This window comes from Dysgonomonas sp. HGC4, from assembly GCF_001261715.1.
GTDB lineage: Bacteria > Bacteroidota > Bacteroidia > Bacteroidales > Dysgonomonadaceae > Dysgonomonas_A.
The window spans coordinates 41282-54258 of sequence record NZ_CVRU01000092.1; the positions used below are offsets into that span (position 1 = coordinate 41282).

The following is a 12977-nucleotide window of genomic DNA, read 5'->3' on the forward strand; positions in this document are numbered from 1 at the left end:
AGTCCAAAATGGAATTTGCAAACCCTCGATATTTATTTTTGCTTTTATTATTGATCCCACTTATTGTGTGGTACATCCTTAAATTGAGGAAGGCACAAGCGACTATCAAAATGTCGTCTACTGCTGCTTTCAGAGGTATAGGATCATCTTGGAAAGTACATTTGAGACATCTCCCTTTTGTAATAAGGCTTGTTGCAATAGCTTTAGTTATAATAGTTATAGCACGTCCTCAAGCGAGTAACTCGTGGGAAACATCACAATCGGAAGGTATTGATATTGTAATGGCGCTTGATGTGTCGGGATCGATGTTAGCACAAGACTTAAAGCCTAATAGGGTAGAAGCCGCCAAAAAAGTAGCGGCTGAATTTATTTCGGATCGTGAACAAGATAAAATAGGACTTGTGATCTTTGCCGGAGAAAGCTTTACTCAAGCTCCTCTGACTACCGATCATGGTGTTCTTCTGAATCTTCTGCACGAAATAAGACCGGGTATGATAGAAGATGGTACTGCAATTGGGCTAGGATTGGCTAATGCGGTAAACAGACTAAAGGATAGTCAATCGAAATCTAAAGTGGTTATATTATTGACTGATGGTTCTAACAATAGAGGACAGATTGCTCCAATAACAGCTGCCGAACTTGCTCAAAGTTATGGTATACGTGTTTACACAATTGGTGTGGGAACGCAAGGTACTGCACCTGCTCCGGTTATGACTCCTTTTGGTGAACGCATACAGAATGTACCGGTTGATATAGATGAAAAAACGCTATCGGAAATAGCATCTGTTACGGGTGGAGAATATTTCAGAGCAGTAGATAATAAAAGTCTTAAGAATATATATACACAGATTGATGAAATGGAAAAATACTTGATCAGTGTAAACAAAGTTACCCGTAAACAAGAACTGTATCTGCCTTATGCTTTGATGGCTATAGTTTTATTGTTGGGCGAACTTGTATTGCGCCGAACAATATTCCGTAGTATTCCATAAGTACAGTAATGTATATGATATTGAATAGTAATAAAAAGGTCTGAGACCTCACCGAATATAAAATTTAGATATGTTTCGATTTGCTAACCCCGAGTATTTGTATCTGTTGTTTATACTACCTGTTTTGGTAGTAGGATTTATCCTATTGAATATACAGAAACTAAAAGCTGTAAAGAAATTGGGAGACTTAAAGCTGATAAAGCGATTAATGCCCGAACTTTCTTTAAAACGTTCGTATTTGAAATTTTGGCTGATTTTTGCTGTAATTGTTTTTGGCGTAATTGTAGCTGCCCGTCCTCAATTTGGCACTAAAATAGAAAAAGTAGATAAGAAAGGTATCGAATTGGTGATAGCCATTGACGTATCTAATTCGATGTTGGCACGAGATGTAAACCCTGACCGCTTATCTAAGGCTAAACAAATACTTACTCGAATCATTGATGAGAGAAAGAATGATAAAGTGGCTATTGTAGTATTTGCCGGAGAGGCTTATGTACAATTACCGATGACTACGGATATTCAATCAGCAAAAATATTCCTCGAAAATATAGATCCTTCTTTAGTTCCCGTTCAAGGAACTGTAATTGGTAGTGCTATTAATATTGCTATGAATAGTTTTACGAATGATAAAGAAGTCGATAAATCGATAATTCTTATTACTGATGGTGAAGACCATGAGGACAATGGAGTTCAATTGGCAGAACAAGCTGCAGCTGCAGGTATTCAGATCAATGTAGTAGGTGTAGGCTCACCCGAAGGTTCGCCTATTCCGGTATCTCCAACGAGCAATGAAATGAAGAAAGACAATGAAGGTAATATTGTTGTCACTAAATTGAATGAAGATATGTGTAAGCAAATCGCTCAGGCAGGAAAAGGTATGTATGTAAGAGCTGATAACTCGAACAATGCATTGAAAAGCTTACAAGCAGAGCTTGATAAACTGCAAAAGAAAAATGTAGAAGGCAGTGCATACTCTGAATATGATGAGAAGTTTCAATTCTTTGCTTGGTGTATGCTGATTCTGTTATTGGTTGAAATATGTATTTTCGATAAGAAAAATAGAATATTCAGAAACATAAGATTATTTAGATAATAAAGGTCAGCACTTCTGCTTTAGACAGAACTATATGACGAAAAAAAGTTGAAAGTACTTATAAGGTGATTATGAAACAAATAACTCTTACTATATTAATGCTAGCTGTTTCTTTCGGGCTTTTTGCTCAACGTGAGGTAAGAAAGGCTATCAGACAAGGAAACAACTCATATAAAGAGCAATTATACAATGCTGCCGAAGCTAGTTATAAAGCTGCTTTAACTAAAAACGCATCATCAAAAGAGGCTATTTATAATTTGGCAAATACATATTATAAACAAGGCAATATTGATGAGGCGTTGAAAACATATCAACAATACCTGGCTGCTGAAAATACCGATCCTGTAAAGATGAGTACAGCATGGCATAATGTAGGTAATTCTTTTTTGAGAAAAAAGGAATTAAAACAATCAATGGAGGCTTATAAAAAAGCGCTACGATTGAATCCTAATGATGAGGAAACCAGATACAATTTGGCAACGGTTCAAAAGATGATTCAAGATCAGGATAATAAAGACAAAGATAAAGACCAGGATAAGGATAAAAACAAAGATCAGAACAAGGATCAAAATAAGGACCAGAATAAAGATCAAAACAAGGATCAGGATAAAGACAAGGATCAAAAACAAGATCAGAAGAAAGACGATCAAAAACAGGATCAGCAAAATCAAATGTCGCAGGAGAATATTCAGCAACTCTTGAAAGCTATTGAGCAGGACGAAAAAGAAACACAAGAGCGTGTTCAACAACTGAAAGCTGCCGAAAGGAAGAAACAGAACGAAAATAATAAGAAACAAAATAAAGACTGGTAAGATAGATGGGTGTTACACATAATGCGACAGCATCTAAATTTCTTATTCTTATTTTACTATCTATTTTTAGTGGAGGATTAACTGCTGACAATATAAGTTTTGAAGTGAGGACTCCTCCAGTGGTGAATGTAGGCGAAACATTTCGTTTGGAGTATGTTTTAAAAGGAGCAAGGGATGGTCTGAATTTTAGAATACCTAGGTTTAGCGATAATTTTGAAATAAAAAGCGGACCTCATATTTCTAATAATGCCAGTCATTCTGGTACAAATTATGAAGTCTGGAAATCCTATCTCTATATTGTAGAGGCGAAAGAAAAAGGTACTTTTTCTATGCCTGTATCTACTGTCGAAATTGAAGGAGTAGAATACAAGACTGGCGAAGTTCAATTAAAGGTATTGGGTGAGGGCGAAAATTCAGAGCATTTTCAGTATGATATTGATGCTTTTTTGAGAACGCAGGTTTCGAGGACGGAAATATATGAAGATGAGGCTATCGTCTTGTCTTGTCAATTATATACAAAAGTACCTATACTTGAGGTTAAGGATACTGACTATCTGGTACTGGCTGATTTTGAGGTCGGTGGTAAGCCTTTCTATGATCATGAGGGTATTCCTGTTTTTAGGCAGGAAAAATATAATGGAGGGTTATACTCAGTGTCTGATCTGAGGAAAATTGTAATATATCCCAATCGTGTAGGTAAACTAACTATACCCGAAGTTCAGGCTGCATTTACATTTGATAAACGGGCTTTGGATGAGCCTCGAAAAGGTCTTTATCCGGGCGAAAAGAGAGGTGAAGGAGTGGATAAACTGCTAAAGTCTGAACCAATCTCTGTAAGAGTTGTTACATTACCTAAAAATAAGCCCGACGACTTTTCCGATGCAATAGGTAAATTTAAATTACGGTCGGAAATCAAAGGTTCTCAGGTCAAGGTTGGAGAACTTTTTGCGTTAAAGCTAACTATTGAAGGTATTGGTGATTTGGGCTTAGCCTCGGCTCCCATTTTAGACTTACCCAATGGTCTTGAGATATATGATCTGAAAAGTGAGGATTATTCTTTCTTTGGTGATTCGGGGATACAAAGTGATAAAACTTTTGGGTATCTTATCATTGCAAAGGAATCTGGCACGTATAGAATTCCTCCTGCGAGGTTTGTTTATTTAGATCCTGAATCGGGTACTTACAATGTGCTTACATCCTCGGAATATACTATTGCCGTAGACGAACATAAGATTAAAGGAACTGTGGTTGCCAGCCGATATTGAGATATATAATTATATTTGCAGAAATATGACAGATCAGATTAAAAGAGTATTTATATAAAAAGGGATTAGTTAAAGAAATATGATAATGTACAGGCAAAAGATGCAAAGACATTTGTTATTATGGACACTTTTATTCCTTAGTTTAGGACTAAATGCACAGAATGTAAAGTTTACAGCCAATGCTCCCGCTGCGGTTGCTAAAGGAGATCAGTTTAGACTCGTTTATACATTAAAGGGTGGGGAAGGTAGTAATATTAATGCACCATCATCAATCAAAGGATTCGATATCTTGTATGGACCGGCTATATCTACGAGCTCCAGTACGCAGATTATCAACGGTAATGTAACTACCGATTCTTCGGAGTCGTATATCTATACTTTAAATGCTAATTCGGAAGGTACATTTACTATTCCTGCAGCTTCGATAACGGTTAACGGAAAAAGCTATACATCGAATTCGGTTCAGGTCAAAGTATTGCCTCCCGATAAAAATGCACAGGCTCAGCAATCTGGTAACGGTGGAGGAGGTCAAACCTCGGCTGCAACTTCTACAGCTCAGAATATAAATTCTACGGATGCTTTTATCAGAGCAATTGTTTCTAAATCGAAAGTTTCTGAACAAGAGTCGTTTGTGGTGACTTTCCGCTTTTATACTACGCTTGAAGTTAGAGATATTGGAAAAATTGAATTTCCCGAGTTTGACGGCTTTATGGTTGAAGAACAACCTTTAACCCCAACTCGTCAGATGGTTTTTGAACATTATAATGGTCGAAACTATTATGCTGTAGATTTGAGAAGAACTCTTCTCTTTCCACAACGATCGGGTAAGATCACTATACCATCGGGTAAGATAGAGATGGTGTTTAATGTGAAGTCGGGTAAAACTGTTCAAACGTTTTTTGGACCTCAATATGTAATGACTGATGTTAAGAAAACGATGACTACAAGTCCTCTTACTATTGATGTAAGTCCATTACCTGAAGGAAAGCCTGCAAATTTCTCAAACGGAGTAGGAACATTCTCTATGACACCTTCTATTTCGGCTACGGACATAAAAGCGAATGATCCTGTTACGATCAAGCTTGTGATTTCGGGTACGGGAAATATGAAATTAATTAAAACTCCAGAACTAGAACTTCCTAAGGACTTTGAATCGTATGACCCTAAGATAACAAATGATCTGAAATATACAGATAATGGATTGACTGGTACAAAAACGATTGAATATCTATTTATTCCTCGTTATCAAGGTACATTCAAAATACCACCTTTGACATTATCTTACTTTGATATTAAAACGAGATCGTACAAAACAATCTCGACACCCGAATATACTCTTAATGTAGCCAAAGATCCTAATGCTGGAAGTAATTCGGCAACGAGTTTTACTCAATCGGATGTTCAGGTAGAGCAGGATATCAGACACATTAAAACAGGCCAACCAGCTTTAGTTTCTGTAGATAGTTTTGTTTTCGGGTCGCTTAGTTATTGGTTATGGTATATAATACCTTCGTTGTTATTTATAATTTTCTTTATTCTATATCGTAAGCAAATTCAAGAGAATGCAGATATTGCAAGAATGAAAACTAAACGAGCTAACAAAGTTGCAATTAAGCGTCTCAAATTGGCAGGTAAATATCTACAAGCTCATAAGAAAGAACAATTCTATGAGGAGGTATTACGTGCAGCTTGGGGATATTTGAGTGATAAGCTTGTTATTCCGGTGGCAGAATTAAGTAGAGATAATATAGAGCAAGAACTTATTCGATTTGGAGCTTCAGAGGAGCTTATAGCTAAGTTTATTTCTATATTGGATACTTGTGAGTTTGCTCGTTATGCTCCTGTTGAATCAGACACTGCAATGGACGATCTGTATAAGGATGCAGTTGATGCAATTGGCGAAATGGAAAATTCTAGAATAAAAAAGTAAGATTGCTATGAAACAGCTATTAGTATCATTTTTAATCATAATTTCCACATTTGGCATAAGTGCTCAAAATGTGGCTGAACAAGCAGCAAAAGCATATCAGGAGGGAGACTTCAGAGATGCGATAACTCTTCTTGAAGGGGAGATAAAAGCTCAAAAAGAACAAGGTAAGGTCTCATCCGAATTATATTATAATTTGGGGAATGCATATTTTAGAGTGAATGAAGTACCGCAGGCTATACTTAATTATGAGCGGGCTCAGTTATATAGTCCTGGAGATCGAGATATAAAGCATAATATTGAGTATACTCAAACAAAAATAGAAGACAAGATTCTTACAGCAGATAATTTCTTTCTCAAAATGTGGTTTGAAGGGGTAAGAGATCTTCTTCCTTCTAATAGTTGGGCTGTGTTATCAATCGTATTCTTTGTTCTTTTAATAGGTAGTCTATTTCTGTTTTTCTTTAGTGCTAAATTAACTTTAAAGAAAACCGGATTTTATGCAGGAATCGTATTGTTTGGACTTCTTATTTTTACAAATGTATTTGCATATACTCAGAAGAAAAATGTAGAGAATAGGGATACGGCAATTATTATGGCTGGCTCGGCACCGGTAGTTAGTTCGCCTAACACAACATCCAAAGAGTTATTCATTTTGCATGCAGGTACTAAAGTTACTATAACCAAAGTGGATGGTAGCTGGTACGAAATAGAAATTGCAGATGGTAGTGTGGGATGGATACAGGAAGATAAATTAGAAATTATATAATACATGATAGAAACGAACCCGGAGAGTCTGGTTGAACAGATTTTACCTTACGAAAGAGAAACTTTTCTTTGGTTAAATGAATTCCATAATGTCTTTTGGGACAGTTTTATGTGGATGTACAGTGGTAAAGCAACTTGGATTCCTCTCGTATTGGTCGGGTTGGGGATTTTTTTCTATAAAAAAAACTGGAAATTAGGGTTATTGCTTCTATTCAGTATGATTCTATTAGGCACATTGTGCGACCAATTATCGGCAGGAGTAATAAAACCAATATTTGAAAGATTGCGTCCTAGTCATCACCCCGATTTTAAAGATTATGTAACTATTGTAAACAATTATAGAGGGGGGCGATTTGGCTTTATTTCGGCTCATGCAGCCAATGGTTTTGGTATTGCAACCTTTCTTTCTCTTGTTTTTAAATACAGGCGGTTTACAGTCGTTATATTTTCGTGGGCAACAGTAACATGCTATTCACGTATATATTTAGGTGTTCATTTTATATCGGATGTTATAGGCGGCATATTTTTGGGTTTTATAGTAGGCTTTTTAGTGTATCTGTTCTTTCAATACGGGCGGCTAAAATTTCTTAAAGAAACAACCGAGGAAGTAAAGGTGCCTGCCTACTCCCATCTTCGAGCTAATATTGTGTGCTTAACCATAGGTGTAATAGTCATAACACTTTTTATAATAAGCTTTATGAATTTTATGTACGGGTTTCGTTGGTTCTTTTAAAATGATTGCTTAATTTTAAAGCAACAATTTTAGTCTGAACCTTAACATATTTCATCATGACAAAAACCATTGCATACAATGAGCTTCGTAAGATTAAAGACAGTTTGCCCGATGGAAGTATCCATCAAATGGCAAAAGAATTGAACCTAACTGTAGAAACCGTATGGAATTACTTCGGAGGACATAGTTATAAAGACGGCGAAAGTTGTGGGGTACATATCGAATCAGGTCCCAATGGTGGGATTGTGCTACTCGAAGATACCTCTATACTGGATATGGCTTTAGAGATGATTGATAAAGAAAAAAAGTAAATAGATTATGAGCGATAAATTAGTAACACTTGCCATTCATACAAATGAAAAGGCTCAGATTTTGAAATCGGTGCTTGAGAGCGAAAACATCTCAGTGTTGATGGAGGATGTGGGGGATAAAGATTCCAATGCTACCACAGGAGTACGTATTAAAATAAAAGAATCGGATTTACCTAAGGCTTTGAATGTAGTGGAGAGTCGTAACTTATTTAGCTACAGTGAACCCGAAACTTATAGAACCGATGATGGGCGCAAGCGTATTTTGGTTCCTGTCGATTTTTCCGATTACTCATTAAAAGCTTGTCGCATAGCTTTTAATTTAGCCAAAGAAATAAAGGCTAAGGTTAAGATTGTTCACGTATATTTTAATCCATATTATCCTACTGCATTGCCTATGGCAGAAGCATTTGCTTACCAAGGTAAAGAGGAAGCGGATTTTCAGAATATACTAGAGAGAGTAAATAGAGATATTCAGAAATTATGTAGTACTATCGATCAAAAAATAGCTAGTGGCGAATTTCCTCCAATCAATTATTCTTATGTTTTGAAAGAAGGATTGCCGGAAGAAGAAATTGTAGCTTATGCTAAGGATTACAAGCCTTCGTTGATAGTGATGGGTACACGAGGAAAAGATCAGAAAAGTGCTGACCTTATCGGAAGTGTTACCGCAGAAGTAATTGAGATGACCGGAATACCTTTATTGGCAATCCCAGAGAGAACAACTTTTACCGATTTCCGTCAAGTAAAGAATATATCTTTTCTGACTAATTTTAGCCAAAGAGATTTAGTTTCATTTGCGGCTATGATGGAGTTCTTCAATCATGAAGAGGTTAAAATCCACTTGACTCATATTGAGGATAAGAAAACGGATAAATGGACTTTAATAAAATTAGAAGGAATACAATCGTATTTCGAAAAGCAATATAGTAATATCAAGATTGATTATAAACTGATATCAAGTACCGATAGTCTTGTTAGTTTAGAGCAATTTGTTCAAGATGCTAACATTGATGTTATAGCGTTAACTACTGCTAAGAGGAATCTATTTACACGTATGTTCCGTCCTAGTGTATCTCGCAAAATGTTATTTCAATCAGATATTCCGTTATTTGTTTTACGGGGGTAACTACTTATCTGTTTTACACGCATAATCAAATATAGGATCCACCCGTTTATTATCGGGTAGATTCTATATTTGTTGTAAATAGGCATCAGTAATTACTTGATGTGCCGTTGTTAGGTGCTAGCTGATGATTGTGTTTCTCTCTTTCAATATAAAACCGAAAAACTAATAAGCAAGAAGATACCCGAAAAATAATATTTATTTAATAAACTAATGAAGAAGACAATAGCGATGGCAATGACTGGACTGTCTATCGTCTTTGGCAGTTGTGGAGGAAATAATTCCCAGAATACAACTTCTCAAGATGACAATTTTACGTATGAGGTAGACGCATTTGCAGATTTGCAGATATTGCGTTATAAAGTTCCTGAATTCGAATCTTTGAGTTTGGAGCAAAAAGAATTGATATATTATCTAGCTCAGGCAGCAGCCGAAGGTCGTGATATATTGTATGATCAGAATGGAAAGTATAATCTGGCAATCCGTCGTACACTCGAAGCTATATATGCAAATTACAGTGGAGATAAAGCAGATAAGAATTATCAAGAATTCGAAACTTACTTGAAAAGAGTATGGTTTTCGAACGGAATTCATCACCATTATGGAGAGGAAAAGTTTTTACCGGGATTCTCAAAAGAATTTTTTGAAGCAGAAGTCAAAAAACTTCCTGCAGATAAAGTTCCGGTAATGGAAAATCAAACTGTTGAGGATTTCTTTACAATGATAGAGCCGGTGATGTTCGACCCGAATGTGATGGCTAAAAAAGTAAATCAGGCAGATGGTGTAGACTTAATCAAGACATCAGCTAACAATTACTATGGTGATGGAGTTACCCAAGAAGAAGTAGAGGCATTCTATGCTAAAATGAAGAATCCAAACGACTCTACACCCATTATGTATGGAATGAATAGTCGTTTAGTAAAAGAGAACGGCAAATTAGTAGAGAAAGTATGGAAAGTGGGAGGATTGTATTCTCCGGCAATAGAACGTATTGTAGGATGGCTTGAAAAGGCTAAAGGAGTTGCCGAAAACGATGCGCAAAAGACCGTTATCGAAAAGCTTATCTCATTCTATACAACAGGCGATTTGAAAACATTCGATAAATATGCTATTGCTTGGGTTCAAGACTCATTGTCACGTGTGGATTTTGTGAATGGCTTTACCGAAAGCTATGGCGATCCTTTGGGAATGAAAGCTAGTTGGGAATCTACGGTAAACTTTAAGAATACCGAAGCTACAAAACGTACAGAGATAATCAGTACGAATGCACAATGGTTTGAAGACCATTCTCCAGTTGATCCACGTTTCCGCAAAGAAGAGGTGAAAGGTGTAACTGCTAAGGTTATTACTGTTGCCCAATTAGGAGGCGACTGTTATCCTTCTACACCCATTGGTATAAACTTACCCAACTCGAACTGGATACGTAAGGATTATGGCTCTAAATCGGTAACAATCGAAAACATCATGGAGGCGTATGATAAAGCTGCTGAACATAGCGGATTCAGTCAAGAATTTGTATGGTCTCCAGTTGAATTGGACTTACTTCATAAATATGGTTTTATTACTGATGTATTACATACCGATTTACATGAAATACTAGGACATGGTTCAGGACAATTAATGCCGGGAGTTGATCCTGATGCTCTGAAAGCTTATGGTTCTACTATTGAAGAAGCTCGTGCCGACTTATTCGGGTTGTATTATATTGCTGATCCCAAATTGGTAGAGTTAGGTATTATACCAAGTGCAGATGCTTTCAAAGCAGAGTACTATCGCTTTATGATGAACGGATTGATGACTCAGTTGACCCGTATCGAACCTGGAAAAACTATAGAGGAAGCACATATGCGTAATCGTCAGTTAATTGCCAGATGGGTGTATGAAAAAGGAAAAGCTGATAATGTGGTTGAATTTAAACAACGTGACGGAAAGACTTTTGTTGTTGTAAATGACTATGCTAAACTTCGCAACCTATTCGGACAATTATTGGCTGAAATACAGCGTGTGAAATCAGAAGGCGATTTTAATGGTGCTAAGAGTTTAGTTGAGAATTATGCGGTGCAAGTAGATCAAAAACTACTTACTGAGGTGTTAGATAGATACAAAGCTCTTAACTTAAAACCATATAAAGGTTTTGTGAATCCTGTTTTTGAAGCTGTAACGGACAAAGACGGTAAGATTAAAGATGTCAAGATTTCGTATAATGAAGGTTATGTAGAGCAAATGTTGAGATATTCTAAAGACTTCTCTTCACTGCCAACCTATAATTGATAGTGCTATACTTATATAATAGAAAAGAGCTTGCAAAATATTGCAAGCTCTTTTTATAATAACTAAGCTGTATTTTAAACTAGCATTTTATATTCAGTTCATTTAATACCAAACGTATTTGCTCGAATGTAGTAATACGAGTAGGTACTAATGGCAAGCGAAGTTTATTTTCGATATATCCCATCATGTGCAACATCGATTTTACTCCCGCAGGATTTCCATCTATAAATAAAAGCTTGAAGAGTTCGCTAAAGCTATGATGTATAGTGAGTGCACTTTGATAATCACCTTCAAGTGCAAGACGAGTCATACGGCTAAATTCCTTAGGAAAAGCATTTCCTATAACGGATATAACACCAATTGCGCCTAATGTGATAAGAGGAAATGTAATGCCATCGTCTCCAGAAATGACATCAAAATTTTCAGGCTTACGTTTGATTATATCATCCATTTGAGCCATATCTCCCGAAGCCTCTTTGATAGCTACTATATTACTGAACTCATTGGCTAAACGCAGGGTTGTTTCAGCAGTCATATTTACTGCTGTACGTCCGGGTACATTATAAAGTATAACCGGAAGCTTAGATGCTTCTGCTATTGCTTTGTAATGTTGGTATATACCTTCTTGTGAGGGTTTATTGTAATATGGAACGACAGATAGGATAGCGTCAATTCCTTCGAAATTATCGTTTTTCAACTGATCAACAATTGCACGGGTATTATTTCCCCCAACGCCCAAAACAATAGGTATTCTTCCGTTTACTCTATGGATAACGGTTTCTACAATTTTTGTTTTCTCAGCTTCGGTCAGAGTCGCAGTTTCGGCGGTTGTTCCCAGTACAACAAGATAATCGGTGTTGTTTTGTATCTGATAATCAACAAGTCTGATAAGAGCTTCATAATCGACACTCTCATCTTCTTTGAAAGGAGTAATAAAAGCGACTCCTACACCTCTTAGATTAATTCTTGACATAAGTTCAATTCAATCTTTTTTCTTGTTGACCTTCTTTCTGAAAGTTGATGTAAAGATAACACAATTTTAACTAGTGTAAAATACTATAAGTCTCTTTTTCAGTTATAGAAGTGTCAATTTGTAATATTACAATTATAACTATCTATCGTTATTCTATTTATCGAAGCAATAAAAGGATGTAAAACCTTTATTGTATATGTGCCAGATAAATTTTCAATTGTTCGTATGCTTCGAAAAGGCTTTGATCTTCTTCTTTTAGAATTATAAAATCATACAATTTTTCTTCTTTCTTTGTAAAACCCAAGCAGAAATTACTTTTGTTACGTACAAGTAGAGATTTTGTGTAATCATTCGGCTCTAATGATAAATCGAGAAAAGTATCGTATTTCAGATTATCAAATTCAGTAAGTATAACAGGACGAATCAAACGTTTCCAATCAAGATCCTTGTGAGTATCTATAACTCTCACATTAGATGGTAGGGTAGGCAATGATGCCTGTCCTTGTACCGATTTGAGCTTTACTGTCCATGGCATAACGTATTTGCCATGGTTTTGTAGATCCTCGATAATAGGAGCCACCATTTCCCAGTCCTGAATGTCAAATAACACAACAACATTTTGCATTCTCTCAAAATTGAGGAATCTATGTTGTCTCTTGTTGTTCTTTAATTGAGATTGTATACTTCTTTGTAAAAAATAATCCAGCAT

At 36.2% G+C, this 12977-nt stretch carries 12 protein-coding genes; 10 read left to right on the plus strand and 2 right to left on the minus strand.

Annotation, left to right across the window (positions count from 1 at the left end; all coding sequences use genetic code 11):
* Window positions 1–8 precede the first annotated feature (8 nt).
* The 10 genes from HGC4_RS09480 to HGC4_RS09525 all read left to right on the plus strand — a co-directional run bounded on the left by HGC4_RS09480 (window position 9) and on the right by HGC4_RS09525 (window position 11295).
* Window positions 9–992, plus strand: a complete 984-nt coding sequence (locus tag HGC4_RS09480) for a vWA domain-containing protein (RefSeq protein ID WP_050709893.1) — start codon at window positions 9–11, stop codon at window positions 990–992.
* 70 nt (window positions 993–1062) lie between these two features.
* Window positions 1063–2085: a vWA domain-containing protein gene (locus tag HGC4_RS09485; protein WP_050709894.1), complete on the plus strand. Its 1023-nt coding sequence runs from the start codon at window positions 1063–1065 to the stop codon at window positions 2083–2085.
* Window positions 2086–2156: 71 nt separating this feature from the next.
* Window positions 2157–2897, plus strand: a complete 741-nt coding sequence (locus tag HGC4_RS09490) for a tetratricopeptide repeat protein (RefSeq protein WP_050709895.1) — start codon at window positions 2157–2159, stop codon at window positions 2895–2897.
* A gap of 5 nt (window positions 2898–2902) precedes the next feature.
* Entirely contained in the window at window positions 2903–4162 is a 1260-nt protein-coding gene (locus HGC4_RS09495) for a BatD family protein (protein ID WP_050709896.1), read from the plus strand.
* A gap of 100 nt (window positions 4163–4262) precedes the next feature.
* The gene (locus tag HGC4_RS09500) at window positions 4263–6092 is read left to right on the plus strand and encodes a BatD family protein (protein ID WP_050709937.1); all 1830 of its coding nucleotides are present in this window, start codon (window positions 4263–4265) and stop codon (window positions 6090–6092) included.
* Window positions 6093–6099: 7 nt separating this feature from the next.
* Window positions 6100–6858 carry an SH3 domain-containing protein gene (locus HGC4_RS09505; protein ID WP_050709897.1) on the plus strand — a complete coding sequence of 253 codons (759 nt, stop codon included), beginning with the start codon at window positions 6100–6102 and terminating at the stop codon, window positions 6856–6858.
* Window positions 6859–6861: 3 nt separating this feature from the next.
* Window positions 6862–7590, plus strand: coding sequence for a phosphatase PAP2 family protein (locus tag HGC4_RS09510; protein ID WP_050709898.1), 729 nt, complete (start codon window positions 6862–6864; stop codon window positions 7588–7590).
* A 56-nt stretch (window positions 7591–7646) separates the two neighbouring features.
* Window positions 7647–7901 (plus strand): hypothetical protein, encoded by a 255-nt coding sequence (locus HGC4_RS09515; RefSeq protein ID WP_050709899.1) that lies wholly within the window; start codon window positions 7647–7649, stop codon window positions 7899–7901.
* Window positions 7902–7908: 7 nt separating this feature from the next.
* Window positions 7909–9027, plus strand: a complete 1119-nt coding sequence (locus HGC4_RS09520) for a universal stress protein (protein WP_050709900.1) — start codon at window positions 7909–7911, stop codon at window positions 9025–9027.
* Between the two features lie 210 nt (window positions 9028–9237).
* Window positions 9238–11295, plus strand: a complete 2058-nt coding sequence (locus HGC4_RS09525) for a dipeptidyl-peptidase 3 family protein (RefSeq protein ID WP_050709901.1) — start codon at window positions 9238–9240, stop codon at window positions 11293–11295.
* 79 nt (window positions 11296–11374) lie between these two features.
* Here the strand turns inward: HGC4_RS09525 and dapA are convergent, their stop codons facing one another.
* Both dapA and HGC4_RS09535 read right to left on the minus strand, forming a co-directional pair.
* Window positions 11375–12268, minus strand: coding sequence for a 4-hydroxy-tetrahydrodipicolinate synthase (gene dapA, locus HGC4_RS09530; protein ID WP_050709902.1), 894 nt, complete (start codon window positions 12266–12268; stop codon window positions 11375–11377).
* Window positions 12269–12455: 187 nt separating this feature from the next.
* On the minus strand, window positions 12456–12977 hold the full coding sequence (locus HGC4_RS09535; protein ID WP_050709903.1) for a DUF6913 domain-containing protein: 522 nt from the start codon (window positions 12975–12977) through the stop codon (window positions 12456–12458).